This is a genomic window from Stenotrophomonas capsici, assembly GCF_034961085.1.
Taxonomy (GTDB): Bacteria; Pseudomonadota; Gammaproteobacteria; order Xanthomonadales; family Xanthomonadaceae; genus Stenotrophomonas; species Stenotrophomonas capsici.
Window position 1 is genome coordinate 266,691 of record NZ_JAYFUH010000061.1, and the last position, 26,283, is coordinate 292,973.

Here is a 26,283-nt window from a genome sequence, read left to right on the forward strand (position 1 = left end):
AAGCGCAGGACAGAATCGGCAACGTGAATACCTTCGGACAACTCTTTCGTGTCACCACCTTCGGCGAATCGCATGGGCCGGCCATTGGCTGCGTGATCGACGGTTGTCCCCCGGGGCTGGAGATCGCGCCGGAGGAGTTCACCCACGACCTGCAGCGCCGCGCCACCGGCAAGAGCCGCCATACCTCCGCGCGCCGCGAGGCCGACGAGGTCGAGATCCTGTCCGGCGTCTACGAAGGCCGCACCACCGGCACGCCGATCGCGCTGCTGATCCGCAACACCGACCAGCGCAGCAAGGACTACAGCAACATCGCCCAGCAGTTCCGTCCGGGCCATGCCGATTACAGCTACTGGCAGAAGTACGGGATCCGCGACCCACGCGGTGGCGGCCGTTCCTCCGCGCGCGAGACCACCATGCGCGTGGCCGCCGGCGTCATCGCCAAGAAATGGCTGCAGCAGCGCCACGGGGTGACCGTGCGTGGCTACCTGTCGCAGCTGGGCGAGATCACCCCGGTCGGTTTCGACTGGAGCGTGGTCGAGGAAAACCCCTTCTTCTGGCCTGACGCCGCCCAGGTGCCGGCGCTGGAGGCGTACATGGATGCGCTGCGCAAGTCCGGTGATTCGGTCGGTGCGCGCGTGAACGTGGTCGCCGACGGCGTGCCGCCGGGCTGGGGCGAACCGATCTACGGCAAGCTCGACGGTGACATCGCCGCCGCGTTGATGAGCATCAACGCGGTCAAGGGCGTGGAGATCGGCGACGGCTTTGCCAGTGCCGCGCAGAAGGGCACCGAACACCGTGACCTGATCAGCCCGGAGGGCTTCCAGTCCAACCATGCCGGCGGCATCCTCGGGGGCATTTCCACCGGGCAGCAGGTCGTCGCCTCGATGGTGCTCAAGCCCACCTCCAGCCTGCGTCTGCCCGGCGCCACGGTGGACACGGCCGGCAATGCGGTCGATGTGATCACCACCGGCCGCCACGACCCCTGCGTCGGCATCCGCGCCACCCCCATCGCCGAGGCGATGCTGGCGCTGGTGCTGGTTGACCAGGCATTGCGCCACCGCGCGCAATGCGGTGATGTCGGCCAGATGAGCCCGCGCATCCCGGGCAGCATCGATGGCTGAACCACGGCCCCGCGTCTGGGTATCGCAGCCGCTGTTCGACGACACCGTCGCGCAGTTGGCCGCGTACTGCGAGGTGGTCGCCACGCCGGAGGTCACCGCGCATGACAGTGCGTCGATCCGTGCCCGCCTGGCCGGCATGGACGGCGCGCTGATCACGCTCAACGAGCGCGTCGGTGCGGCCGAGATCGCCAACGCGCCGGACCTGAAGGTCGTCGCCAACGTCGGTGTCGGCTACAACAACCTGGACATCGCGGCGTTGAGTGCGGCGGGCATCATCGCCACTAACACGCCGGACGTGCTCACCGAAACCACCGCCGACCTGGGCTTCTCGCTGCTGATGGCGGCGGCCCGGCGCATCGTCGAGTCGGACCGCTGGCTGCGCGAGGGCAACTGGGGGCAATGGTCGTTCACCACCATGCTCGGCGCCGACCTGCATGGCAGCACGCTGGGCATCCTGGGCATGGGCCGCATCGGCCAGGCCATCGCCCGCCGCGGCCATCATGGCTTCGGCATGAAGGTGCTGTACCACAACCGTTCGCGGTTGCCGCAGGACGTGGAACAGGCGGTCGGGGCGAGCTACGTCGGTTTCGACGAGCTGCTGGCGCAGGCCGATCACCTGGTGCTGGTGCTGCCGTACACCGCGCAGAACCACCACCTGATCGATGCTGCCGCACTGGCGAAGATGAAGCCCAGCGCCACGCTGGTGAACATCGCCCGTGGTGGCATCGTCGATGAGCTGGCGCTGGCCAACGCGCTGGCCAGCGGCCGGCTCGCCTCGGCCGGCCTGGACGTCTACGAGAACGAACCCAACGTGCGCCCGGAGTTGCTGGCGCTGCGCAACATCGTGCTGACGCCGCATATCGGCAGTGCCTCGCTGGCCACGCGCCGGGCGATGGTGCAGGTGGCCGTGGACAACCTGCTGGCCGGGCTGGGTCTTGGCCCGGCGGCCGGACAGCCGGCCAATGCCATCAATGGTGAGCTGCTGGCCGGCGGAAACGCCCGCATCATCGACACCAAAAAACGATAGGGAGCCTCCGAGGCTGTCTGCCGGAGGTTCCCCGAACCTGGCTCGACGTGTGTCCCCCCATCCTTTTTTCGAGTGCACCCCATGAGCAATGAAGCCCGTCGTTTCCACGTAGCCGTTGTTGGCGCCACCGGCGCCGTCGGCCAGACCATGTTGTCGATCCTGGCCGAGCGCAATTTCCCGATCAGCACGCTGAGCCTGCTCGCCTCCGAGCGTTCGGCCGGCCAGCAGGTCGATTTCGAAGGCCAGAAGATCACCATCCAGGACCTGGCCACGTTTGACCCGGCCGGCGTGGAGATCGCGCTGTTCTCGGCAGGTGGCGGCATTTCAAAGGAATATGCGCCGAAGTTCGCCGCCGCCGGCGCGGTCGTCATCGACAACTCGTCCTCGTTCCGCTACGACGACGACGTGCCGCTGGTGGTCTCCGAGGTGAACCCGGAAGCGGCGAAGAACCGCCCGCGCGGCATCATCGCCAACCCGAACTGCTCGACCATGCAGCTGATGCCGGTGCTGGCGCCGATCCATCGCGAATACGGCATCGAGCGCATCAACGTGGCCACCTACCAGTCCGTCTCCGGTGCCGGCCAGACCGGCATGGAGGAACTGGGCAAGCAGACCGCGCAGTTGCTGGGCTTCCAGGAGATCGAGCCGACCAAGTTCCCGGTGCAGATCGCCTTCAACCTGATCCCGCACATCGACGAGTTCCTGGACAACGGCTTCACCAAGGAGGAAATGAAGCTGGTCTGGGAGACCCGCAAGATCCTCGGCGACGACAGCATCCAGGTGAACCCGACCGCCGTCCGCGTGCCGGTGTTCTATGGCCACTCCGAGGCGGTCAACATCGAGACCAAGAAGAAGATCAGCACCGAGCAGGCCCGCGCGCTGCTGGCCAGCGCCCCGGGCGTGAAGGTCGTCGACGAGCGCAAGGCCGGCGGCTACCCGACCCCGGTCACCCATGCCTCCGGCACCGACCCGGTCTACGTCGGGCGTATCCGCGAAGATCTCTCGCACCCGCGTGGCCTGAACATGTGGGTTGTGGCCGACAACATCCGCAAGGGCGCCGCGCTCAACGCGGTGCAGGTGGCCGAGCTGGTCGCCAACGGCGGCTGAGCCCCTCCCAAAGCGCCGGCCCGAGGGCCGGCGTTTCCACTCCCGTGCACGGCTGCGGTATTCGAAAGGCGGGGCAGCCGTTATATTTGCCGCCATGAAACTTTGGGGCAGGGGCGTGATGCGCTCATTACAAGGCGTGCTGGTTCTCATCCTGGCGCTGTTCAGCAGTGCCGCGATGGCCTTGGGACTGGGCAACATCCGCGTGCTTTCCAAGCCGGGCCAGCCGTTGGTGGCCGAGATCCCGATCATTTCCAGTGATCCGGGCGAGATCGAGAACGCGCATGTCGGGCTGGCGTCGCCGGCCACGTTCGAGCGCGTGGGCTTGCCGCCGCCACAGGGGCTGGTCAACGAGCTGCAGTTCACCTTCGCGCAAGACCGTGAAGGCCGTTCGGTCATTCGTGTGACCAGCGCCACACCGGTGGACGCGCCGTCGGTGGGCTTCCTGATCGAAGTGGATTGGGGGCAGGGCCGCCTGGTCCGTGAGTATTCGGCCCTGGTCGCAGCGCCGGAAACGGCCACCGCGCTCTCCGAGCCGGTGATCGAGGCCCCGGCCGCCGCGCCGTCCAACCTGATTGCGCGTGAGCCCGAACCGCTGCCGGAAGCCCCAGCCCCCGTGCCGGCGCCTGTCGCGTCGCCGGCCCCGACACCCGCTCCCGTGCCTGCACCCGCGCCGGTCGCGGCGCGTCCAGCGGCGCCCGCTCCGGCGATGCCGGCGCAGGGCGGGCTGGCACCGGTGCGCCGCGGCCAGACCCTGTCGCAGATCGCCGGCGAGCTGTCGCGGCAGAACGGCGTGTCGATGAACCAGACCATGGTGGCGCTGCTGCGTGCCAACCCGGAGGCCTTCATCCGCGGCAACATCAACCTGCTCAAGCAGGGCGCGGTGCTGCGCACCCCGGCGCAGGAGGAACTGGCGCGGGTCGATGCCGCCCAGGCGCGGGCTATCGTCCAGGAACAGACCGCGCAATGGCGGCAGGCGCGTGCGGCGATCCCGCAGCCGGCCATCGCCGATGCGGCGGCCCCGGCGGCATCACCGTCCGCCAATCCGTCCGCCGCCGCGGCCAGCAGTGGCGCACGGTTGGAAATCGCGCCTGCCGTGGCCGGTGGGCAACAGACAGCAGGAATGACGACCGGGCTCGATGCCGGTGGTGAGGGTGACATGTTGGCAAATGAACAGTTGCGTCAGGCCAAGGAAGACCTTGCCACCCGTGATGCGGAACTGCAGGAACTGCGTGAGCGCGTCGGTGAGCTGGAAAAGCTCAAGGCACAGCAGCAGTCGCTGATCGCGATGAAGGACTCGGACCTGGCCGCTGCCCAGCAGCGCCTGGCCGAGGCCTCCAAGCGTGAGGGCGGCAGCTCGCCGATGTGGCTGTGGTTGGGCCTGGCGCTGGTGGTGGTCGCCGGCCTTGGTTGGTGGTTGGCCCGTCGCCGCAAGCCGTCGCCGCTGCCGGCGGCCCCGCGCGGCGGGTTCGACGTCGAGGCATTGGCGGCCACGCTGCCGGTGGCGGGCGCCGCAACCGCGGCCGGCGAGCCAGCCGAGGCGGACCCGTTGGATGATGAAGATGTGGCCGAGGTGTCCTTCGAGGAAGCGAGGCGGGACGACGTTGCCGAGGCCCCGGTCGTTGTCCAAGCCCCCCAGGTCGCCGAGCCCTCGCCGTATGACGAGCCGATGCCGGCCTGGTTGAAGCCGACCGCGCCGGTGGTCGCGCCCGCGGAGGTCGTGCCGGAGCCGCGCAACGAGCCCAAGCCGGTGCTGCTGTTCGAGGCGTCGCGCCAGTTCGACCGGCCGGCGCTCGAGACGCCGGCGGCCCCCGAACCCAGCGCCCGTGACGAGGCTGGCTGGCTGGCCGGCGACATGGCCGCGGTGGCGCCGCTCAATCCCGCGCCGGCCGGCCGCGAGCGGCTGGAACTGGCGATCGCCTACCTGGACCTGGGCGATGCCGAGACCGCGCGCACCCTGCTCAACGAAGTGGCGGTCGGCACCGACCCCAAGGCGCGCGCTGAAGCACTTGAACTGCTGAACCGACTGGGCTGAGGACACCGCATGAAACGTGAGCAACGCATCGACTATGTCGAGTTCGCCTCGCGCGACCCGGCCGCCAGCCGCCGTTTCTTCGAACAGGTGTTCGGCTGGACGTTCGAGGATTACGGCCCGGACTACACCGCCTTCGATGACGGCGGCTTGCAGGGCGGCTTCTTCCGCGGCACGCCGTCGACCAGCGAGGCGGGGTCGGCCCTGGTGGTGCTGTATGCCGAGCGCTTGGCGCCGCTGCAGGCCACGGTGGAAGCGCACGGCGGCAAGGTGGTCAAGCCGGTGTTTACCTTCCCGGGCGGGCGCCGTTTCCAGTTCATCGAGCCGGGCGGCAACGAACTGGCCATCTGGTCCGAGCGCGACAGCGACTGATCCATCGCGCCCGGCCGCGGCGACTGCAATCAAGAGGTTCAAACATGCGATACGCGCTGGGCGTGGAATACGACGGCAGCGAGTTCAAGGGCTGGCAGCAGCTCGGCGAGAGCGGCTGCGCCAGCGTGCAGGCCACCTTGCAGGACGCGTTGTCCTCGGTGGCCGATGCGCCGATCAGCGTGGTCTGCGCTGGCCGTACCGATGCCGGCGTGCACGGTGAATGCCAGGTGGTGCACTTCGATACCGAGGTCAGCCGTGCTCCGCGCGGCTGGGTGCTGGGCACGACCACGCGGCTGCCGCCCTCGGTCTGCGTGCGCTGGTGCGTGCCGGTGGTGGATGCGTTCCATGCCCGCTTCTCGGCAAGGGCGCGCCGTTACCGCTACCGCATCCTCAACCGCCAGGTGCGGCCGGCGCTGTACCGCCAGACCCTGAGCTGGGAGCGCCGCGCGCTGGATGCCGATGCCATGCACCGCGCCGGCCAGGCGTTGCTGGGCGAGAACGACTTCAGCGCGTTCCGCAGCGCCCAGTGCGAGGCCCTGCATGCGCGGCGCGAACTGCAGGCCATCTCGGTGCGGCGCCTGGGCGAGGTGGTCGAGGTGGAAGTGCAGGCCAATGCGTTCCTTCACCACATGGTGCGCAACATCGTCGGCTCGCTGCTGATGGTGGGGGCCGGCGAGAAGCCGGAGGGCTGGATCGGCGAGGTGCTGGCGCGGCGTGACCGCAACCAGGCCGGGCCGACCGCGCCTGCGCAGGGCTTGGTGTTCGTCGGGCCGTTGTATCCTGAACACTGGCATCTGCCGGCAGAGGTGACGCTGTGAGCCGTACCTTGTTCCGTACCCGCATCAAGTTCTGCGGCATGACCCGGGCCGGCGACATCCGCCTGGCCAGCGAATTGGGCGTGGACGCGATCGGCTTCATCTTTGCCCGGTCCAGCGCGCGCCGCGTGGCGCCTTCCGAGGCGCGGGCGATGCGCCAGGCCATCGCGCCGATGGTGGACGTGGTCGCCTTGTTCCAGAACAACAACCGCGAGGAAGTGCGTGAGGTGCTGCGCGCGGTGCGGCCCACCCTGCTGCAGTTCCATGGCGAGGAAGACGACACGTTCTGCCGCAGCTTCAACATGCCCTACCTGAAGGCGATCGCCATGGGCGGCGATGCCGAGGTCACCGCGCGCGGGTTGCAGCAGCTGTACCCGCATGCGGCCGGCTTCCTGTTCGACAGCCACGTCAAGGGCGGCAGCGGCGGCAGCGGGGTGGCCTTCGACTGGTCGCGGATCCCGCCCGGCGTGCATCGTCCCTACCTGTTGGCCGGCGGGATCACCCCTGACAATGTCCATGACGCGGTGCTCGCGACCCAGCCGTGGGGCGTGGACGTGTCCAGCGGCATCGAATCGGCGCCCGGCCTGAAGGACGGCTACCGGATGCGCCAGTTCGTCGAGGAAGTGCGGCGCGCGGACGCGCAGCCGGCGCAGGACTGAGTCATTGCAATTGGCTGAATGGCCGCAGATGCCGGCGACGGTACGCACATTCCCGATGAAAACCGTGGACCTGGTCGTTGTCGTCACGGCAATTCCCTTATCATCGGGAAATCGGCGAAAGCACGGATGCCGGCGGATGGGGAACCACGCGTATCACTTCAGGTAAGGAGTGCAGGGCGGTCCGCACGGCGGCCGGGTGCCACAAGGAAAGGGTGCATGGCGGAATTCTTGGAAGTAGCGCTGTCATATCCGACGCTGCCTTACAGCGTCGTACTGTGTTTTGCCGTCATCTATTGGCTGCTGGCTGCGACCGGCATCGTCGACGACGGGGGCATCGGTAGTGGCGATGGCGCGGATTTCCACTCCGGTGACGCCGGCGCGACCGGGCTTGCGGGCATGTTCGCGCGCATGGGCCTTGGCGGGGCGCCGACCATGCTGGTGGTCCTGCTGCTGGCATTCTTCGGCTGGTCGATCACCTATCTGGTGCAGTTGTTCTTCCTGCAGCCGTTGCCGGCGCTGCTGCGCTGGGGCGTGGGCACGGCAGTGGCAATCGCTGCCTTGGTCCCGGGCGCCGTGGTGTCGGCATGGGTGCTGCGCCCGATCCGTCGTTTCCTGATGAAGCTGCGCGCGGTGCCGCAGGAGTCCATCCTCGGCAAGGCCGGGCGGGTCTCCTCGCCGGAAGTCACCGCCGAGCAGGGCTACGCCAGCGTCGACGATGGCGGTGCCGGCCTGATCCTGCAGGTGCGTGCGCAGCCGGGCAGCCGTTTCGTGCGCGGTGACCGCGTGCGCCTGGTCCAGTATTTCCCGCAACACAATCATTACCTGGTGGTTGGCGAAGCCGACCTGCCAGCGTTGGACGTTTTCATCCCCCAAGTATCAGGCGACAAGGAGAAGCACTGATGAGTTTAGCTGCGCTGGCCCCGTTCATTATCGGCGTGGGCATATTGCTGGTATTCCTCCTTGGCCTGGCCGGGTTGTTCAAGGCGTTCTACAAGAAGGTCGACCAGGGCACCGCCCTGATCGTCAATGACATGAGTTCCACGCCGAAGGTGCATTTCACCGGCGCGCTGATCATCCCGGTGCTGTACCGCGCCGAGCTGATGCGCATCAGCCTGATCACGCTGCAGGTGGACCGCCGCGGCAAGGAAGGCCTGATCTGCCGCGACAACATGCGCGCCGACATCACCGTGGCGTTCTACCTGCGCGTCAACGAGACCCAGGCCGACGTGCTGCGCGTGGCCAAGGCCATCGGTGCCGACCGCGCCTCGGACAAGCATGCGGTGGACGAGCTGTTCAACGCCAAGTTCTCCGAAGCGCTGAAGACGGTGGGCAAGAAGTTCGACTTCACCCAGCTGTTCGAGAAGCGCCAGGAGTTCCGCGACGAGATCATCGCGGTGATCGGCAATGACCTCAACGGCTATGCGCTGGAAGACGTGGCTATCGACTACCTGGAGCAGACCCCGAAGTCGCTGCTGGACCCGAGCAACATCCTCGACGCCGAAGGCATCCGCAAGATCACCGAGCTGACCGCCGCGCAGAACGTGATCACCAACGAGCTGGCGCAGAACGAGCGCCTGGCCATCACCAAGAAGAACGTCGAGGCCAAGGAAGCGACCTTGGCGCTGGAACGCCAGCAGGCCGAGGCCGAGGCGCGCCAGAAGCGCGAGGTGGATACCATCCGTGCCCGCGAAGAGGCCGAAACCCTCAAGGTGCAGGAGGAGCAGCGCCAGCTGTCCGAGAATGCCCGCATCGAGGCGCAGCAGCTGATCGACATCCGCGAGCAGAACCGCCTGCGCGAGGTGGAAGTGGCCGAGCAGAACCGCCAGCGCGCGGTGGCCATCGAGGTCGAGCGCGTGGCCCGTGCACGCCAGCTGGAGCAGGTCACCACCGACCGCGAGGTGCAGCTGCAGGGCGTGGAGCGTGACAAGGTGGTCGAGCAGGGCAAGATGGACGTGGCCAACATCACCCGCGAACGCATCTCCATCGACAAGACCGTGGCGCAGGAAGAAGAACGCATCAAGGAAGTGCGCCAGGTGTCCGAGGCCGACCGCCTGAAGCAGGTCGCCATCCTCGAGGCCGAGGCAGAGGCGCAGGAAGCCCTGCTCAAGCAGGTCAAGGAAGCCGAGGCCGCCGAAGCGGCGGCCAAGCACCGCGCGGTGGAGATCACCACGCTGGCGCAGGCCGAGTTCGACGCTGCCGGCAAGCAGGCCGAGGCCAAGAAGGCCTTGGCCGAAGGCATCCGTGCCGAACGTGCGGCGCCGGGTCTGGCCGATGCGCAGGTCAAGGAAGCCGGTGCGCTGGCGATCGAGAAGGTGGGCATCGCCGAGGCCCGCGTGGTCGATGCGATGGCCGATGCCAACTTCAAGCAGGGCAGCGCCGAGGCCAAGGTGCTGGCCGAACAGCTGGCCGCGCGTGCGAGCGGCGAAGAGCAGATGGGCCGTGCCAAGGCAACCGCCGCCGAGACGCTGGGCCTGGCCGAAGCCTCGGTCATCGAGAAGAAGCTGACCGCCGAGGCCGAGGGCCTGACCCGCAAGTTCCAGGCGATCGATTCGCTGGGCGAAACCGCGCGCGGCCATGAAGAGTTCCGCATGACCCTGGACACCAGCCTGAAGCAGGCCCTGGCCACGCTGGACGCCGGCAAGGAAATCTCCAAGGAGAACGCCGAGGTCATCGCCAGCGCGCTGCGCAATGCCGACATCGACATGGTCGGCGGCGACGGCGGCATGTTCGAGAACCTGGTCAAGGCGGTCTCGCTGGGCAAGTCGATCGAAGGGCTGACCGACAAGAGCCCGATCGTGCAGGACCTGATGCAGCGTTACCTTGGCGTGGACATGAGCGCACGCGGCAAGCCAGCCAAGCGCATCGCCAATGAAGGTGCCGCGGAAGCGGATGCCGGCTGAGTGAGTACGTCCCTGCGCGGCGTGGCCGCGCGGGGGCGCAACCGGGGCCGTCCGCCAACAGCGGGCGGCCTGCGTGGATGATGGCGCGCACGGTCCGCCGACGCGGTGGCCGGGCGGTTGCCATGGCAGGGAACAATCGATGGCCGATACAAACCAGGAGGCCGCCGTCAGCGACGCCGGCTCCATCGCCGACCAGGCAGTCGCCCAGGGCGGTGCCTACGAGGTGCTGCGCAAGCGCCTGAGTGACCAGGGCGCGCGTTTGCGCCAGGTCGTGGACGTGCTGAACCAGCGGCGCCTGCAGGAGTTCGGCGACAGCCGCATGGAGGTGATCGGGCGCTTCCGCATCCGCACCGAGAACAACTGCGTCGGCCGCGACATCGTGCAGGTCGGCGATGACCTGCTGCTGTTCGGCTACAACGTATTCATCGGCTTGAAGACGCAGACCCGGGTCGAGGACGTGTTTGGCCTGTACCGGCTGGTGGAAGGCGCCGAGGGCTATGACGTCACCCCGGTCGACCTGAAGAGCAGCTTCCTGGCCCAGCCCGGCTTCGTCCACGATTTCAACGAGCTCTATGCCTATTACAAGCACGCCCGGCTGCTGCAGCTGATCGTGCGCGACGGCAAGCTGCTGGCGGCGTTCCAGATCGGCGAACGCAGCACCGACGTGCGCGTGTTCCGCTGGGCGGTTGCGCCCGGGGGCGAGCTGACCTACATCGATGCGCGCGGCGAACGTGACATCGCGCTGCCGCCGCCGTTCGACTTCGAGTGGACCCGTGCCAGTCGCGACATGCTGGTGACCGGGCGCTTCCCGCACCTGAACATCCTGGACACCATCTTCGTGGAGACCACCGGTGGCGACCTGACCATCAAGGTGGAAAACAACACCGAGACCGGGCAGGGCGTGTACAGCGAGCCGGTCGAGGACAGCACGCAATCGGTGGACGATGCCACCGTCGATTTCGCCCAGGTCGGCTCGCTGATCCTGCTCAAGGTGCAACCCTACCGCGAGGACACTTGGCGTGGCCTGATCTACAACACGTTGACCGGCAAGGTGGTGCGCAACGACGCCATCGTGCAGGCCTGCGTACAGCTGCCCGATGACCACGGCATCATCTTCCCGGGCGGCTATTACCTGCAGAACGGCGAGCACAAGGCCTTCGATGCCTCGATGCAGGGCATGCGCTACAAGCGTTCGATCCGCTCGCCCAACGGCGAGGACATGCTGTACATCTTCTACGAACGCGAGGCCGGCAAGTCGGCGCTGTTCGTCTACAACAGCATCCAGCGCGCGTTGCAGAACCCCGTGTTCGGCCTGGGCTACGCGTTCCTGCGCGATGGCCGCATGGTGCTGTTCAACGCCGAGAACCAGGAGCCGACCCGCATCCATCCGATGCAGGTCTGGCAGACGCCGTTCAGTAGCGACGAGTTCGCCGCGCACCGCCCGGCCGGCACCAGCTTCATGGCCCGCATCGGCAACGCCGAGCTGGTGCGTGGCATCTCCAACCTGCTCGATCTCGGTCGCGAGATCGACAGCCGCGAGGTGTCGCTGACGCGCTATGAGCTGCTGACCCACAACGCGCGGCGCCTGTTCGACGCACACCACTGGCTGGATGACGCCAACTGCGAGGGCGCGGCTACCTTGCTGCGCGAGATCAGCGCGACCGGCGAGTCGATGCTCGACGAGTACGAGAAGGTCGAGAGCATCCGCAAGCAATCGGCGCAGGCAATGGCCGAGGTCACCGGGCATCACAAGGCGCTGCTCGGCCGGCTGCAGCCGCAGAACTGGTCGAAGATCGGCGAGTTCGTCGAGGCGCTGGGCGAAATCGGCAAGCTGCGCGGACGGCTGCTGACCGTGCGCGACTTCCGCTACGTGGACGTGCCGGCCATCGATGCGATGAATGCCTCGTTGCAGGAAGCGCATGACCGCGTGGGCGCGGCGACCGGCCAGTTCCTGGGCAGCGACAAGGCATTGCAGCCATTCGCCGAACGCCTGCAGGCATTGGATGGCGCCGCGCAGCAGGCGCAGACCGCGCGCCAGCTCGCCGACCAGATCGAGCAGATGCAGGGGATGTCCGGCGAGCTGGACATGCTGTCCGAGCTGATGGCCAGCCTGAAGGTGGATGATGCCGCGCAGCGCACCCAGGTGGTCGAGGTGATTTCCGGCATCTACGCCAAGCTCAACCAGGCGCGTGCGCGTGCCGACCAGCGTCGCCGTTCGCTGGGCTCGGCCGAAGCCGTGGCGCAGTTCGGCGCGCAGTTCTCGCTGTTCAGCCAGGCCATCACCAGCGCGCTGGGCCTGGCCACCGACCCGGAACGGGCCGACGAGCAGCTCTCGCGCCTGATGGTGCAGCTGGAGGAGCTGGAGAGCCAGTTCGGCGAGCACGAGCAGTTCCTGGGCGACATCCTGAGCAAGCGCGAGGAACTGCTCGACACCTTCGAGTCGCACAAACAGACCCTGCTGGACGCACGCCAGCGCAAGGCGCAGTCGGTGCTGGACGCCGCCAACCGCATCCTCGATGGGTTGGCCAAGCGTACCGAACGCTTTGCCAGCGTCGATGAGCTCAATGCGTTCTTTGCCGGTGATCCGCTGATCCTGAAGCTGCGCGAGCTGGCCGACCGGCTGCGCGAGTACAAGGACAGCGTCAAGGCCGACGATGTCGAGGCCCGCCTGAAGGGCGTGCGCGACCAGGCAGTGCGGGCATTGCGCGACCGCAGCGACCTGTTCGAGGGTGGCGGCAACGTGATCCGGCTCGGCCGCCACCGTTTCAGCGTCAATACCCAGCCGCTGGACCTGACCATCCTGCCGCGTGGCGACGGCCTGGCTGTGCACCTCACCGGCACCGATTACTACGAGTCCATCGTTGATCCGGAACTGGAGGAGCTGCGCGACTATTGGCCGGTGGCGCTGGATTCGGAGTCGCCCGCGCTGTACCGCGGCGAGTACCTGGCCGGGCTGGTGCTGGATGCGGCCCTGCGCGGCAGCGATGGCCTGAGCCTGGAACTGCTGCAGCGCGATGCCGCGCAGCCGGAGGCGCTGGGCAAGCGTATGCGCGACTTCGCCGCGCCGCGGTACCGCGAAGGCTACGAGAAGGGCATCCACGACCACGATGCCACCCTGATCCTGCAGGCACTGCTGCCGCTGTACCAGAACGCCGGCACGCTGGTGCACGCCGCCGGGCCGCGTGCGCTGGCGGTGTTGTTCTGGGCGCGCGAGGGCAAGCGCGAGGATGTCAGCCAATGGGCCGAGCGTGCCGCCGGCGTGTTCGCCATCGCCCGCCTGTTCAACGCGCGCGAAGGACTGGATGCGCTGCGTCAGGAAATCAGCAGTGCGCTGGATGCTTTCCAGGCCGAACACCAGCTGCCGTTCGATGCCGCCATCGCCGGTTTGGCCGGCGACTACCTGCTGGCCGAACTGGCCAGCGGCGAGCCGACCTTCGGCTTCAGTGGCTATGCACGGCAGTTGCAGGCCGGCTTGCGCGAGCAGCTGCAGGCGGCCGGGCAGGCCGATGCCTTCGACCGCAGCCTGCAGCGGCTTTCCAAGCGCCTCTCGCTGCAGTGGGCGCAGGTGGTGCAGTGGTTGAACGCCATGTGCAGCCAGCCGAAGTTCGCGGCGCTGGCCGGCTATGTGCCCGAAGCGGCGGCGATGTTGCTGGGCGAGCGGGCGCTGCGCAGCCAGGTCCGCGAGGTGACCCTGATCGCCGATGTTGCCGGCCTGCTCGGCGAGCATCCACGCGTGCGCGAGGGGCACCTGCAGCTGTCGGTGGACGATTTCCTGCAGCGCTGGCAGGCGCACCGGCGCCAGTTCCAGCCTGGCTTCGAGCGCTACCAGGCGCTGCGCCAGCGCATCAGTGCGCGTGAACGCGATGCATTGCGCCTGAGCGAGTTCCAGGCGCGGCCGTTGAGTTCGTTCGTCCGCAACAAGCTGATCAACGACGTCTACCTGCCCATCATCGGCGACAACCTGGCCAAGCAGATGGGCACGGTCGGCGAGAACAAGCGCAGCGACCTGATGGGCCTGCTGATGATGATCAGCCCGCCGGGTTACGGCAAAACCACGTTGATGGAATACGTGGCCAACCGGCTGGGGCTGGTCTTCATGAAGATCAATGGCCCGGCGCTGGGCCACGAGGTGCGCTCGCTGGACCCGGAGCAGGCCCCGGATGCGACCTCCCGGCAGGAGCTGCTCAAGCTCAACCTGGCGCTGGAGATGGGCAACAACACGATGCTGTATGTTGACGACATCCAGCACACCCACCCGGAGTTCCTGCAGAAGTTCATCTCGCTGTGCGACGGCACCCGTCGCATCGAGGGCGTGTGGAAGGGCCGCACCAAGACCTACGACCTGCGCGGCAAGAAGTTCTGCGTGGTGATGGCCGGCAACCCGTACACCGAGTCCGGCGAGGTGTTCAAGGTGCCGGACATGCTGGCCAACCGCGCCGACATCTACAACCTCGGCGATGTGCTGGGTGGCATGGAAGACGCCTTCAAGCTCAGCTACATCGAGAACAGCCTGACCTCCAGCCAGGTGCTGGCACCGATGGCCACGCGCGACTTGGCCGACCTGTACGTGCTGGTGGACAAGGCCAGCGGCAAGGAGGTGTCCACCAATGCATTGAGCCATGCCTACAGCGGTGCGGAGATCAACGAGATCGTCGCCACGCTGGAGCGGCTGATGCAGGTGCGCGAGGTGGTCTACCGGGTCAACCAGCAATACATCGCCAGCGCAGCGCAGGCGGACAAGTACCGCGTCGAGCCGCCGTTCAAGCTGCAGGGCAGCTACCGCAACATGAACAAGCTGACCGAAAAGATCTCGCCGGTGATGAATGCCGCCGAGCTGCAGCAGTTGGTGTCCGACCACTACCTGGGCGAGTCGCAGCTGCTGACCAGTGGTTCTGAAGAAAACCTGCTCAAGCTGGCCGAACTGCGTGGCGTGCTCGATGCCGCGCAGCAGGCGCGCTGGGAGCAGATCAAGCGCGACTTCATGCGCGACAAGGCGATGGGCGGTGACGACGCCGACACCGGCGCCCGCGTGGTCGCGCAGTTGGCCGACATCGCCACCGGCCTGCAGGGGCTGCGGGTCGAGGAACCGCAGGTGGTTGCCCCGGTTGCGGCCGCCGAGGAAGCCCCGTGGGCGCGGATCGTCGACCTGCTGCAGGCGCTGGCCGCGCGTCCGCCGGCGGTGGTGGAGGCACCTGCGGTCACGCCGGCGCAGCCACCGGACCTGACCCCGCTGCTGCAGGCGCTGGTGGCCACGCAGGCGCGGCAGGGACAGGTGGGCGATGCGCTCGCCGGCCTGGCCGCGCAGTTGCAGGAGTGGTTGGCGAAGGAGGGTACCGGCAAGGCGGCGACCCCGCGCGTGCGCCGCGCACGCACGCCCGAGGAAAAGGCGCTGGACGAAGCACTGATGCGGCACTTCTACGGTGGCAGCGTGGTGGTGCCGGGCCAGCAGGGCAGCCAGGCCAAGCCGTCGCCCGACGATGCCTGAGTCCGCGCTCGTCGCCCTGCCGCCGCCCCCGGACCGGTCCCGCCAGGTGGACGATCCGCTGGAGGCGGCCGGCTTCGGCAACGAGGTGCTGGCAGCGGCGGAGCGGCTGATCGGCCCGCCGCAACGGGCAACGGCCGCGCAGCGGCTGGTCGATGAGATGGCCAACATCCAACTGGCATTGCAGGCCACGGACGTGGCCGCATTGCGGCGTTCGGCAGGCCTGATCGGCCGTTTGCTGGGGCGCGATGTCGAGGCACAGGAGCGCGCCGAGCAGTTGGCCGAGCAGTTGGACATCTGCCTGCTGCGCGCCGATGCCGAGCTGCGCGGCCTGCAGCGGGACATGGTCGCCCAGCAGCGGCAGGCGGCGCGGGTGGACGTGGCGGTGACCGCCATCGAGCAGTGGGCCGACGCCGGCGAGGCCATGCCGGCGCCGACGCAGGAAGCCGTGCAATTGGCCCTGCAGCGGCGCCTGCAACACCTGCGCGGTGTGGCCCGGTTGCGCCAGATCGAGGCCGACCAGTTGCACCTGCTGCATGCGCAGGGCCTGGAGCTGAGCGAGCGCTACCAGCGGATCCGCGACGTGCTGCTGCCGGTATGGCGGCAGCAGGCGCTGGCGTTCAGGGCCGCGCAGATGCCGGCGCGGCTGCAGCAGGCGGCCGACAGCCAAGCGCGCATCCTCGACGAGGTGGTGGCCATGCAGGCTAGACTGCGTTGAATGAATCCCGGTTTCTGATGTTGGTTGGCGCGGCATGGCCCGCGCATCTACACCCAAGGAGAGTTGCTGATGACGCAGGACAATATCCCGGTGCCGAGCGGCCCCTCCACCGAAGTGGATGCCGGCATGCTGGTCGCGCTGGGCCTGAGCGACGCCGACCGCCCGCAGATCGCGCAGGTCGTGCGGACCCTGGACGACATCAGCCCGGGCAACCTGCACGTGTTCGGCCGCGAAGCGGCGGGCAAGAGCGCCGCGTTCTCCACCCAACTGCTGGACCACGTGCGCAACCGCGACCTGGACGCCTCCGGCGACAAGCTGGGCGAAGTGGTGCGCATCGCCCGTTCGCTGAAGCTGGACAGCCTTCAGGAGCGCTCGAAGGTGCCGGTCATTGGCGGATTGATCGACCGCATGCGCGCCTCCAAGGGCGAGCTGGTGCAGAAGTTCAGTGACACCAACCAACAGATCGAGCAGTTGATGCGCGACGTCGGTACCCAGCAGGCACAGATGGGCCAGCGCGTCGGCGAGTTCGACCGCATGCATGCCATCGTCCGCGACGAGCGGCAGAGCCTGGGCATCCATATCGCCGCCGGCAAGCAGCGGCTGTCCGAGCTGCAGCAGGAGCTGCAGTCGCTGGTCGGGCTGGAAGACCCGCAGTCGCGGATCCGCCGCGGCGAGATCGACAACGCGGTGCGCCTGCTCGACAAGCGTGTCGGCGACCTGACCGTGATGCAGCACGCGGCCGACCAGTCGCTGCCGATGATCCGGCTGATCCAGGCCAATGCGATCCAGCTGATCGAGAAATTCAACACCGTGCGCGACATCACCATCCCGTCGTGGAAGCGCCAGTTCGCGATCCAGTTGTCGCTGGGGGAACAGAAGAACGCGGTGGAGCTGTCCAATGCCATCGACGACGCCACCAACGAACTGATGCGCCGCAATGCCGACCTGATGCGGCAGACCTCGGTGGACACCGCCAAGGCCAACCAGCGCGCCGTGATCGACGTGGCCACCCTGCGGCATGTGCACGAGCAGCTGATCGCCACGGTGGAGGAGGTGCGCAACATCCATCGCGAAGGCATGCAGCAGCGCCAGCAGGCCGAAGTGGAGCTGGCACGTTTGCGCGAGGACGTGCAGCAGCGCCTGGCCCAGCCCACCCAAGGCTGACCCACTGGCAGGAGCGGCCTTGGCCGCGACGCAAATGCAGATCCGGGTGTCGGCAAAACCAGTGCCAGCCGGGAGGCTAGGGATGCGGCTCCGGCGAGCGGTCGATGGGTGTCGGTTTCGCGGCCAAGGCCGCGCCTGCGACGGGTGTCAGGCCAGTTGGCGTTGCAGCCATGCCGAGAGTGCATCCACCCGCGGATCGTCCCCGTTGCCAGCCGTGCACAGCGCCCAGCTGCCTTCGGTATCGACGAAGCCCCACGGGGCGATCAGCCGGCCATTGACCAGGTCCTCGGCCACCAACGGCTCGGGTGCGATGGCAATGCCGATCCCGGCCACCGCCGCTTCCAGCTGGTAGTACAGGTGTTCGAATCCGGTGCCGTAGCGCAGTTGCCCGGGGTCAAGGGCATTCAGCGCCGCCCAGGTCGGCCAGGCCTGTGGGCGCGAACGGGTATGCAGCAGCTCGTACGACAGCAGCGCTTCCAGCGGTTGCCTTGCCAGCGCATGTGCGCCGATCAGTGAAGGGCTGAATACCGGGCCGATCCGTTCGGTGGCCAGGTGATGCACCTGCCAGCCGGCCGGCCACGGTGCCTGTCCCAGCAGCAGGGCTGCATCCATGCCTTCCAGGCGGGGAGGGAAATCGCCGTCCTGTGCGGCCAGGTGCAGGGTCAGCCCGGGCAGGTCGCGTTGCAGTGCCTGCAGGCGCGGGATCACCCAGCGCGCCAGCAGGCTGCCCGGGCAGCCCAGCACGAACGCGGCGTTGCGTGCCGGCCGGCGCAGGGCCGCCACGCAATCGCGCAGCTGGGCGAACGCGCCGGAGGTTGCTTCGAGCAGGCGATGACCGGCGGCGGTTGGACGGATGCCGCGGCCGTCACGCTCGAACAGGGTCACGCCCAGCTCCTCCTCCAGGGCCCGCAGCTGGCGGCTGACCGCGCCATGGGTGACGTGCAGCTCGGCGGCGGCATGGCTGACGCTGCGCAGGCGGGCGGCGGCCTCGAAGGCACGCAGGGCGTTGAGCGAGGGCAGGGTGGCGGGGTCCTTCATGTGAGTTTTTCTAACACATGGCCCAGAAAGAATCGATTTCTATGTAACAAGGGCTGCGTTAGAGTGCGGGCCTGTTCCTCGTTGCCTGATTGCCATGACCGCTGCCCCGATCGACGATTTCCACGCTTTTCCCGATGCCCGGGGCCATTTCGGCCGCTATGGCGGCAGCTTTGTCGCCGAGACCCTGGTCGGCCCGTTGCAGGAGCTGGCGCAGGCTTACGACCAGGCGCGGGTCGATCCGTCCTTCATCGCCGCCTATGACAAGGACCTGAAGCATTACGTCGGCCGGCCCAGCCCGATCTACCACGCCGAGCGGTTGAGCAAGGACGTGGGCGGGGCGCAGATCCTGCTCAAACGCGAGGACCTGAACCACACCGGCGCGCACAAGATCAACAACACCATCGGCCAGGCCCTGTTGGCCGCACGCATGGGCAAGACCCGCATCATCGCCGAGACCGGCGCCGGCCAGCACGGCGTGGCCTCGGCCACGGTGGCCGCGCGGCTGGGCCTGGAGTGCGTGGTCTACATGGGCGCCACCGACATCGAGCGTCAGAAGATCAACGTCTACCGCATGAAGCTGCTCGGCGCGACGGTGGTGCCGGTCAGCAGCGGCTCGGCCACGCTCAAGGACGCGCTCAACGAGGCCATGCGCGACTGGGTGACCAATGTGCGTGACACCTTCTACATCATCGGCACCGTCGCCGGCCCGGACCCGTACCCACGCATGGTGCGCGACTTCAATGCCATCGTCGGCCGCGAGGCGCGCGCGCAGATGCTGGAGGACTACGGCCGGCTGCCGGATGCGATCACCGCCTGCGTCGGCGGCGGTTCCAACGCCATCGGCCTGTTCCATGCCTTCCTCAATGACCCACAGGTGAAGATCTACGGTGCCGAGGCCGCCGGTGACGGCATTTCCACCGGCCGCCATGCCGCCTCGATCTCGGCCGGCCGCCCCGGCGTGCTGCACGGCAACCGCACCTATGTGCTGTGCGATGACGACGGCCAGATCACCGAAACCCACTCCATCTCGGCTGGCCTGGATTACCCGGGCGTCGGGCCGGAGCATTCCTTCCTGGCCGACACCGGACGTGCACAGTACCTGGGCATCACCGACGAGGAGGCGCTGGCCGCCTTCCATCGCCTGACCCGTACCGAAGGCATCCTGCCGGCGCTGGAATCCAGCCATGCGGTCGCGCAGGCGATCAAGCTGGCGCGCGAGCTGCCCAAGGACGCGCTGGTGCTGTGCAACCTGTCCGGACGTGGCGACAAGGACGTGCATACCATCGCCGCCCGCGAAGGGCTGGTGCTGTGAGCGTGCCGGTGCTGCGTGCAGCGTTGATGTGCGTGGTGGCCGGGCTGGCCGCCTGCACGCCGGCCGAACCGGAGGTCGTGCCGCCCGCCCCGGCGGCACCTGCATCTACAGTGCAGGCCCCGACCCCGACCCCGGCCCCGACCCCGACCCCGACCCCGGCAGCTGCCGCGCCCGCCGATCTCTCCCGGTTTGGTGAGCTGCGCATCGGTGCGCCGTTCGGCAAGGCGCCGGGTGACCGCGCCTTCGTTTCGGCTGGCATGCGCGAGCTGATGGAAGGCGATTGCGAGTACTACGACCAGGGCAGCCTGCCGGAAAGCATGTCGATGATGGTGCTGGGTGACCGCATCGCCCGGTTCGAGATGGACCTGGAGCAGGACCCCAGCGTCGCGCTCGATGCGCCGCCGGCCGGTGCGCCTGCTCTTCCGTTCGGGCTGTGGACGGGCATGCGCGTGGCCGAGGCCAAGAAGCGCCTGCCCGCCGGCGTGGTGACCTCGCCGCATGCCTACAACTCCCCGGATGGCGATTACCTGACCTGGACAGACAAGGCCAGCAAGCTGGCCATTCGGCTGGAAACCCTCAATGGCGTGGTCACCGCGATCTATTGGGGCCAGCCGGACGCGGTTGAACTGATTGAAGGATGTGCCTGAGATGTCCGTGACCCGAATTGATGAATGTTTCGCACGCCTGCGCGCTTCCGGGCGCAAGGCGCTGATCCCGTTCGTGACCGCCGGCGATCCGTCGCTGGAGGCGACCGTGCCGGTGATGCATGCCCTGGTGGCCGCCGGTGCCGATGTGATCGAACTAGGTGTGCCGTTCTCCGACCCGATGGCCGACGGCCCGACCATCCAGCGCAGCTCCGAGCACGCGTTGGCGCGGGGTGCCACGCTGCGCTACGTGTTCGACAGCGTCGCCGCCTTCCGCCAGCAGGACAGCAAGACCCCGGTGGTGTTGATGGGCTACCTCAACCCGGTCGAGATCCGCGGCCCGGCCCGGTTTGCCGAGGAAGCGGTGAGCGCCGGCGTGGACGGCGTGCTGCTGGTCGACCTGCCGCCCGAGGAGGCCGAGGAAACCCGGGCGGCCTTCACGGCCGCCGGCCTGGCGCTGATCCTGCTGGCCTCGCCGACCAGTAGCGAGCAGCGTCTCACCACGCTGTGCGAAGCCGCGCAGGGCTACCTGTACTACGTGAGCTTTGCCGGTGTCACCGGTGCCTCCGAGCGGCTGGACAGCCAGGCGGCCAGTGAACGCCTGCGGCTGTTGCGCCAACGCAGCAATGCCCCGGTGGTCGCCGGCTTCGGCATCAAGGATGCGGCCAGCGCTGCGGCGATGGCGGTGGACGCTGATGGCGTGGTGGTCGGTAGTGCGCTTGTCTCCGTACTGGCTGAGACGTCGACCCCGGAGGCTGCTGCCGAAGCCGCCACCCGTTTCCTGGTCCCGCTGCGCGACGCGCTGGGTCACTGAGCGGCCCGTAGAAGCGGCTTCAGCCGCGAAACCGATACCGCCAGAACACACGCAATCGCCGGCCCGCTGGGGGGCGGTTGGTGATATCGGCTTTGCGGCCGAGGCCGCTCCTGCCGGGTTTGCCGGCGCTGCAAACGTACGCAGCAGTAGGGTTTCGGGCTACGCCGTGGTCGCAGGGGTGAGCTAGACTGTCGCCCCTGTCGCGGCCTGCGGGCCGCCCTGAATGGAACCATCATTCCGCATGAGTTGGCTCAGCAAGTTGATGCCGTCCGGCATCCGCACCGACAACACGCCCTCCAAGAAGCGCAGCGTCCCCGAAGGCCTGTGGGAAAAGTGCAGCAGCTGCGGCGCGGCCCTGTACCGCCCCGAGCTGGAGGAGAATCTCGAGGTCTGCCCCAAGTGCGGGCATCACATGGCCATCCGCGCCCGCGCGCGCCTGGCCGCGCTGTTCGACGCCGACAGCACCACCGAGATCGCCGCCCGCCTCGGGCCGACCGACGTGCTGAAGTTCAAGGACCAGAAGAAGTACAGCGACCGCATCAAGTCCACCCAGAAGAACACCGGCGAGTACGACGCGCTGGTGGCCATGCGTGGCCTGCTCAAGGGGCGGCCGCTGGTGGCCTCGTCCTTCGATTTCGCCTTCATGGGCGGTTCGATGGGCTCGGTGGTCGGCGAGCGCTTCTCGCTGGCGGCTGAAACCGCGCTGGAGATGGGCGCGCCTTACGTGTGCTTCTCCGCCAGCGGCGGCGCGCGCATGCAGGAAGGCCTGTTCTCGCTGATGCAGATGGCCAAGACCTCGGCCGCGCTGGGCAAGCTGCGCGAGGCCGGCCTTCCGTACATCTCGGTGCTGACCCATCCCACCACCGGTGGCGTGTCGGCCTCGTTCGCGATGCTGGGCGACATCAACATCGCCGAGCCGCAGGCGCTGATCGGCTTTGCCGGCCCGCGCGTGATCGAGCAGACCGTGCGTGAAAAGCTGCCGGAAGGCTTCCAGCGTTCCGAGTTCCTGCTCGAACACGGCGCCATCGACCAGATCTGTGACCGTCGTGAAATGCGCGACCGCCTGTCCGACCTGTTGGCCATGATGATGCGCCAGCCCCAGAACCAGGACGAAGCGGCCTGATGAGCGCACGCAAGTATTTCGGTACCGACGGCATCCGTGGCCGCGTCGGCAAGGGGGTCATTTCCGCCGATTTCGTGCTGCGCGTGGGCAATGCGCTGGGCCGGGTGCTGGTCGAGCGCAACGGTGGCCAGCCCACCGTGGTGATCGGCAAGGACACCCGCATCTCCGGTTACATGTTCGAATCGGCGCTGGAGGCCGGTTTGGTCGCGGCCGGCGTCAACGTGCAGTTGATCGGCCCGATGCCGACCCCGGCGGTGGCCTTCCTGGCGCACACGCTGGGCGCTGATGCCGGCATCGTCATCAGTGCCTCGCACAACCCGCACTACGACAACGGCATCAAGTTTTTCTCCGGAGAAGGGGAGAAGCTCGACGACGCCACTGAACTGGCGCTGGAAGCAGCGATGGACCAGCCCTTCAGTACGGTCGAGTCCGAGCAGCTGGGCAAGGCGATGCGCGCCCGTGACGCGGTGGGCCGCTACATCGAATTCTGCAAGGCCAGCGTGCCGCGCGACTTCTACCTGCGTGGCCTGAAGATCGTGCTGGATTGCGCCCACGGCGCCACCTACCACGTCGCTCCGCTGCTGTTCCGCGAGCTGGGCGCCGACGTGGTTGCGATCGGTGCCGAGCCCAACGGTGTGAACATCAATGACGGTGTCGGCTCCACCCACATCGACAACCTGTCGCGCAAGGTGGTCGAGGTCGGTGCCGACCTGGGCATCGCCTTCGACGGTGACGGCGATCGCGTGCTGATGGTTGATGACACCGGCGCGGCGGTCGACGGCGACGGCCTGTTGTACCTGCTGGCCAAGGCCTGGCAGGCCAGCGGCCGCCTGCGCGGCCCGGTGGTCGGCACGCTGATGACCAACTACGGGTTGGAACAGGCGCTGGAGCAGCTGGGCATTGCCTTCGTGCGTGCCAATGTCGGTGACCGGTACGTGCACCAGGCGCTGGTCGAAGGCAATGGCGTGCTCGGTGGCGAGGCGTCCGGCCACATCCTGTGCCTGGACCGCGCCACCACCGGCGATGCCATCGTCAGCGCGCTGCAGGTGCTGGAAGTGCTGGGACGCGATGGTGTCAGCCTGCGCCAGGCGCTGCAGGGGCTGGCCCAGGTGCCGCAGAAGACCATCAACGTGCGCCTGGAGTCCGGGGCACGGGAGGTGGTGAACAGTGCGCCGGTACAAGAGGCACTGGCTGCCGCGCAGCAGGCCGTGGCCGGGCGGGGCAGGGCGTTCCTGCGTCCCTCCGGCACCGAGCCGGTGGTGCGTGTCACGGTCGAGGCCGACGAGGCCGGGCTGATGAGCGCCACGCTGGAGGCCCTGGCCGATGCGGTGCGTTCGGCTGCCGCACAGGTTTGAGCTGGATCATGGTGTTGTCCCGGGGCGCTCGGTTCCAATGGCCGCCGCCCCGTTTCCCTTTCTGGAGTTTCAAATGAGTTCCCGTATTCCCACCCTCGACATCACCCGCTTTGACACCGACCGTGAGGCCTTCGTGGCCGAGCTGGGCGCGGCGTACCGCGAGTGGGGCTTCGCGGGTATCCGCAACCACGGCATCCCGCAGGCCGAGATCGATGCCGCCTACGACGTGTTCAAGGCCTTCTTCGCCCTGCCCGAAGCGGTGAAGAAGCAGTACCACATCGCCGGCGGTGGCGGTGCCCGCGGCTATACCCCGTTCGGCGTGGAAACGGCCAAGGGCTCCAAGCACTTCGACCTGAAGGAGTTCTGGCACGTCGGTCGCGAGATCCCGGACGATTCCAGGTACCGCGACGTGATGCCGCCGAACCTGTGGCCGAGCGAGGTGCCGGGTTTCCGTGAGTACGGCTATGGCCTGTACCAGAAGCTCGACAACCTGGGTTCGCGCGTGCTGTCGGCGCTGGCGTTGCACATCGGTCTGCCGCAGGACTACTTCGCCGACAAGACCAACAACGGCAACTCGATCCTGCGCCCGATCCATTACCCGCCGATCACCACCGACGACATCCCCAATGTCCGTGCCGGTGCACATGGCGACATCAACTTCATCACCCTGCTGGTGGGCGCCAGTGCCGCCGGCCTGGAGGTGCAGTCGCACGAGGGCGAGTGGGTGCCGTTCACCTCGGACGCGGACACCATCGTGGTCAACATCGGCGACATGCTGCAGCGCCTGACCAACCACGTGTACCCGTCGACCATCCACCGGGTGGTCAACCCCCCGGGCGACCTGGCCCGCCAGCCGCGCTACTCGGTGCCGTTCTTCCTGCACCCGAACCCGGACTTCCTGATCGATGTGCTGCCCTCGTGCATCACCCCGGAGAATCCGAGCCGGTACCCGGAGGCGATCACCGCCCATGGCTTCCTGGAAGAGCGCCTGCGCGAGATCAAGCTGAAGTAACGCCCGGTGCCGGCTCTGCCGGTTCCGGTTCGTCCGCAAGCGCCGTCGCGGCCCCTGGCCCGGCGGCGTTTGTGCATGTTGTCCCGCTTTGTCCGCAGTTGTCCTGCCGATGTCTGCATTTCGGCTATCCTTCGCCCACCTTTTTAGAACTGGGAGTCACTCCTGAATGCGCCAGAAGATCGTTGCCGGTAACTGGAAGCTGCATGGCAGCCGTCAATTCGCCACCGAGTTGGTGGGGCAGGTGGCTGCCGGGCTGCCGCTGGAGGGAGTGAAGGTGGTGATCTTGCCGCCGTTGCCGTACCTGGGCGACCTGGTCGAGGACTTCGAGGGTGCGGCGCTGGAATTTGGTGCGCAGGACGTCAGCTGTAATGAAAAGGGTGCCTATACCGGTGAAGTTTCGGCCAGCATGCTGATTGATGTCGGCGCCAGTCATGGCTTGGTGGGGCATTCGGAGCGCCGCCAGTACCACCATGAGAGCAGCGAGTTGGTGGCACGCAAGTTCGTGGCAGCCATCCACGCGGGTCTGACGCCGGTCTTGTGCGTGGGTGAGACGCTGGAGCAGCGGGAGGCGGCGCAGACCGAGCAGGTCATCGCCGCGCAGCTGGCGCCGGTGCTGGATCTGGCCGGGGTCGAGGCCTTCGCCAGGGCGGTAGTGGCCTATGAACCGGTCTGGGCGATCGGCACCGGCCGGACCGCCACGCCGGAGCAGGCGCAGGCCGTGCATGCGTTCATCCGTGGCGAAGTGGCCAAGCGCGATGCTAGAATCGCTGATTCGCTGCCGCTGCTCTATGGTGGCAGCGTCAAGCCCGACAATGCCGCAGAGCTGTTTTCGCAGCCTGACGTTGATGGCGGGCTGGTAGGCGGCGCATCGCTGGTGGCGGCGGATTTCCTGGCCATCGCGAGGGCAGCAGCCGGTCGCTAACGGGTGAATTGTCCGGGACGGATTTCAAATGCTGATGTTGATCCTCAATGTGGTCTATGTGCTGGTGGCGATCGCGATGATCGCGCTGATCCTGATGCAGCGCGGTTCTGGCGCCGCGGCGGGCTCGGGTTTTGGTGCCGGCGCTTCGGGTACGGTGTTCGGTGCGCGTGGCGCGTCCAACTTCCTGTCCAAGTCGACCAAGTGGCTGGCCGTGGTGTTCTTCGGCATCAGCCTGTTCATGGCCTGGTACGCCAGCCATGGCGCCCGCTCCTCCGGTGAAGGCCTGGGCCTGATGTCGACCCAGATCGAGGCCCCGGCGGCTACCCCGGCCGCGCCGGCCGGTGAGTTGCAGTCCATCCCGCAGGCCCCGGCGGCCGGCGAAGTGCCGCAGGCAGCAGCCCCGGCAGAAAATATTCCGTCCAGTAGTGAAGAAAAGCCTGCCGAAGGCGCACAGAAAGACTGAAGACGGTTACAATACGCGGCGCTCTGCTGAACCAGCAGGGCCGACGTAAGCCCAGGTGGCGGAATTGGTAGACGCACTACCTTGAGGTGGTAGCGACGAGAGTCGTAGGGGTTCGAGTCCCCTCTTGGGCACCATAGTTTGTAAGCGGGTACACGGGATGCAGCAGCCTCCCGTCGTGGCAAGTCCCGTCAATCCCCCATGCCTTG

21 protein-coding genes and 1 tRNA gene are annotated in these 26,283 nt (G+C 67.6%); 21 read left to right on the forward strand and 1 reads right to left on the reverse strand.

All coding sequences use genetic code 11. The features are described 5' to 3' along the window. The first annotated feature begins 14 nt into the window (after positions 1 to 14). From aroC to VA603_RS03140, 12 genes are all read left to right on the forward strand, one after another. Positions 15 to 1,121, forward strand: a complete 1,107-nt coding sequence (gene aroC / locus VA603_RS03085; RefSeq protein ID WP_192287250.1) for a chorismate synthase — start codon at positions 15 to 17, stop codon at positions 1,119 to 1,121. Further along, positions 1,114 to 2,148: a 2-hydroxyacid dehydrogenase gene (locus VA603_RS03090; RefSeq protein WP_323437896.1), complete on the forward strand. Its 1,035-nt coding sequence runs from the start codon at positions 1,114 to 1,116 to the stop codon at positions 2,146 to 2,148. The genes aroC and VA603_RS03090 overlap by 8 nt, the downstream gene beginning before the upstream one ends. Positions 2,149 to 2,229: 81 nt before the next feature. After that, the gene (locus tag VA603_RS03095; RefSeq protein ID WP_323437897.1) at positions 2,230 to 3,255 is read left to right on the forward strand and encodes an aspartate-semialdehyde dehydrogenase; all 1,026 of its coding nucleotides are present in this window, start codon (positions 2,230 to 2,232) and stop codon (positions 3,253 to 3,255) included. 118 nt (positions 3,256 to 3,373) lie between these two features. Continuing rightward, complete coding sequence (locus VA603_RS03100) at positions 3,374 to 5,287, forward strand: FimV/HubP family polar landmark protein (protein WP_425603649.1); 1,914 nt, start codon at positions 3,374 to 3,376, stop codon at positions 5,285 to 5,287. Between the two features lie 9 nt (positions 5,288 to 5,296). Beyond that, on the forward strand, positions 5,297 to 5,656 hold the full coding sequence (locus VA603_RS03105) for a VOC family protein (protein ID WP_132864366.1): 360 nt from the start codon (positions 5,297 to 5,299) through the stop codon (positions 5,654 to 5,656). Between the two features lie 44 nt (positions 5,657 to 5,700). Next, positions 5,701 to 6,474 (forward strand): tRNA pseudouridine(38-40) synthase TruA, encoded by a 774-nt coding sequence (gene truA / locus VA603_RS03110; protein ID WP_132864365.1) that lies wholly within the window; start codon positions 5,701 to 5,703, stop codon positions 6,472 to 6,474. Then, a complete protein-coding gene (locus VA603_RS03115) occupies positions 6,471 to 7,130 on the forward strand; it encodes a phosphoribosylanthranilate isomerase (RefSeq protein WP_132864364.1) in 660 nt (219 codons plus the stop codon). The genes truA and VA603_RS03115 overlap by 4 nt, the downstream gene beginning before the upstream one ends. Positions 7,131 to 7,346: 216 nt before the next feature. After that, positions 7,347 to 8,030 carry a hypothetical protein gene (locus VA603_RS03120; protein WP_132864363.1) on the forward strand — a complete coding sequence of 228 codons (684 nt, stop codon included), beginning with the start codon at positions 7,347 to 7,349 and terminating at the stop codon, positions 8,028 to 8,030. Next, positions 8,030 to 10,030 (forward strand): flotillin family protein, encoded by a 2,001-nt coding sequence (locus VA603_RS03125; protein WP_323437899.1) that lies wholly within the window; start codon positions 8,030 to 8,032, stop codon positions 10,028 to 10,030. Before VA603_RS03120 ends, VA603_RS03125 begins: the two co-directional genes overlap by 1 nt. Before the next feature lie 139 nt (positions 10,031 to 10,169). Beyond that, entirely contained in the window at positions 10,170 to 15,515 is a 5,346-nt protein-coding gene (locus VA603_RS03130; protein WP_323437900.1) for a DNA repair ATPase, read from the forward strand. After that, a complete protein-coding gene (locus tag VA603_RS03135) occupies positions 15,508 to 16,230 on the forward strand; it encodes a hypothetical protein (RefSeq protein ID WP_323437901.1) in 723 nt (240 codons plus the stop codon). The genes VA603_RS03130 and VA603_RS03135 overlap by 8 nt, the downstream gene beginning before the upstream one ends. A 69-nt stretch (positions 16,231 to 16,299) precedes the next feature. Then, positions 16,300 to 17,394 carry a toxic anion resistance protein gene (locus VA603_RS03140; protein ID WP_132864359.1) on the forward strand — a complete coding sequence of 365 codons (1,095 nt, stop codon included), beginning with the start codon at positions 16,300 to 16,302 and terminating at the stop codon, positions 17,392 to 17,394. Between the two features lie 147 nt (positions 17,395 to 17,541). Here VA603_RS03140 and VA603_RS03145 read toward each other — a convergent pair whose 3' ends face one another. Next, on the reverse strand, positions 17,542 to 18,432 hold the full coding sequence (locus VA603_RS03145) for a LysR family transcriptional regulator (protein ID WP_323437902.1): 891 nt from the start codon (positions 18,430 to 18,432) through the stop codon (positions 17,542 to 17,544). Between the two features lie 94 nt (positions 18,433 to 18,526). Between VA603_RS03145 and trpB the strand changes: the two genes are divergently transcribed. From trpB to VA603_RS03190, 9 genes are all read left to right on the forward strand, one after another. Continuing rightward, on the forward strand, positions 18,527 to 19,744 hold the full coding sequence (gene trpB, locus VA603_RS03150; RefSeq protein ID WP_132864357.1) for a tryptophan synthase subunit beta: 1,218 nt from the start codon (positions 18,527 to 18,529) through the stop codon (positions 19,742 to 19,744). Next, positions 19,741 to 20,391, forward strand: coding sequence for a hypothetical protein (locus tag VA603_RS03155; protein WP_323437903.1), 651 nt, complete (start codon positions 19,741 to 19,743; stop codon positions 20,389 to 20,391). Before trpB ends, VA603_RS03155 begins: the two co-directional genes overlap by 4 nt. A gap of 7 nt (positions 20,392 to 20,398) precedes the next feature. Then, complete coding sequence (gene trpA, locus VA603_RS03160) at positions 20,399 to 21,202, forward strand: tryptophan synthase subunit alpha (RefSeq protein WP_323438074.1); 804 nt, start codon at positions 20,399 to 20,401, stop codon at positions 21,200 to 21,202. A 241-nt stretch (positions 21,203 to 21,443) separates the two neighbouring features. Further along, positions 21,444 to 22,325, forward strand: coding sequence for an acetyl-CoA carboxylase, carboxyltransferase subunit beta (gene accD, locus VA603_RS03165; protein ID WP_192286196.1), 882 nt, complete (start codon positions 21,444 to 21,446; stop codon positions 22,323 to 22,325). Next, complete coding sequence (gene glmM / locus VA603_RS03170; RefSeq protein ID WP_132864354.1) at positions 22,325 to 23,680, forward strand: phosphoglucosamine mutase; 1,356 nt, start codon at positions 22,325 to 22,327, stop codon at positions 23,678 to 23,680. Before accD ends, glmM begins: the two co-directional genes overlap by 1 nt. Positions 23,681 to 23,753: 73 nt before the next feature. Next, entirely contained in the window at positions 23,754 to 24,692 is a 939-nt protein-coding gene (locus VA603_RS03175; protein ID WP_192286194.1) for an isopenicillin N synthase family dioxygenase, read from the forward strand. Between the two features lie 166 nt (positions 24,693 to 24,858). Continuing rightward, the gene (gene tpiA / locus VA603_RS03180) at positions 24,859 to 25,614 is read left to right on the forward strand and encodes a triose-phosphate isomerase (RefSeq protein WP_323437904.1); all 756 of its coding nucleotides are present in this window, start codon (positions 24,859 to 24,861) and stop codon (positions 25,612 to 25,614) included. A gap of 28 nt (positions 25,615 to 25,642) precedes the next feature. Continuing rightward, on the forward strand, positions 25,643 to 26,077 hold the full coding sequence (secG, locus tag VA603_RS03185) for a preprotein translocase subunit SecG (protein WP_192286192.1): 435 nt from the start codon (positions 25,643 to 25,645) through the stop codon (positions 26,075 to 26,077). A 49-nt stretch (positions 26,078 to 26,126) separates the two neighbouring features. Then, positions 26,127 to 26,211 (forward strand) — tRNA-Leu (locus tag VA603_RS03190). Positions 26,212 to 26,283 lie beyond the last annotated feature (72 nt).

Coding starts and splice junctions, on each gene's coding strand:
- VA603_RS03090 (WP_323437896.1), top strand. CDS start 1,114: ATGGCTGAACCACGGCCCCGCGTCTGGGTATCGCAGCCGCTGTTCGAC.
- VA603_RS03095 (WP_323437897.1), top strand. CDS start 2,230: ATGAGCAATGAAGCCCGTCGTTTCCACGTAGCCGTTGTTGGCGCCACC.
- VA603_RS03100 (WP_425603649.1), top strand. CDS start 3,374: ATGCGCTCATTACAAGGCGTGCTGGTTCTCATCCTGGCGCTGTTCAGC.
- VA603_RS03105 (WP_132864366.1), top strand. CDS start 5,297: ATGAAACGTGAGCAACGCATCGACTATGTCGAGTTCGCCTCGCGCGAC.
- truA (WP_132864365.1), top strand. CDS start 5,701: ATGCGATACGCGCTGGGCGTGGAATACGACGGCAGCGAGTTCAAGGGC.
- VA603_RS03120 (WP_132864363.1), top strand. CDS start 7,347: ATGGCGGAATTCTTGGAAGTAGCGCTGTCATATCCGACGCTGCCTTAC.
- VA603_RS03125 (WP_323437899.1), top strand. CDS start 8,030: ATGAGTTTAGCTGCGCTGGCCCCGTTCATTATCGGCGTGGGCATATTG.
- VA603_RS03130 (WP_323437900.1), top strand. CDS start 10,170: ATGGCCGATACAAACCAGGAGGCCGCCGTCAGCGACGCCGGCTCCATC.
- VA603_RS03135 (WP_323437901.1), top strand. CDS start 15,508: ATGCCTGAGTCCGCGCTCGTCGCCCTGCCGCCGCCCCCGGACCGGTCC.
- VA603_RS03140 (WP_132864359.1), top strand. CDS start 16,300: ATGACGCAGGACAATATCCCGGTGCCGAGCGGCCCCTCCACCGAAGTG.
- VA603_RS03145 (WP_323437902.1), bottom strand. CDS start 18,432: ATGAAGGACCCCGCCACCCTGCCCTCGCTCAACGCCCTGCGTGCCTTC.
- trpB (WP_132864357.1), top strand. CDS start 18,527: ATGACCGCTGCCCCGATCGACGATTTCCACGCTTTTCCCGATGCCCGG.
- accD (WP_192286196.1), top strand. CDS start 21,444: ATGAGTTGGCTCAGCAAGTTGATGCCGTCCGGCATCCGCACCGACAAC.
- glmM (WP_132864354.1), top strand. CDS start 22,325: ATGAGCGCACGCAAGTATTTCGGTACCGACGGCATCCGTGGCCGCGTC.
- VA603_RS03175 (WP_192286194.1), top strand. CDS start 23,754: ATGAGTTCCCGTATTCCCACCCTCGACATCACCCGCTTTGACACCGAC.
- tpiA (WP_323437904.1), top strand. CDS start 24,859: ATGCGCCAGAAGATCGTTGCCGGTAACTGGAAGCTGCATGGCAGCCGT.
- secG (WP_192286192.1), top strand. CDS start 25,643: ATGCTGATGTTGATCCTCAATGTGGTCTATGTGCTGGTGGCGATCGCG.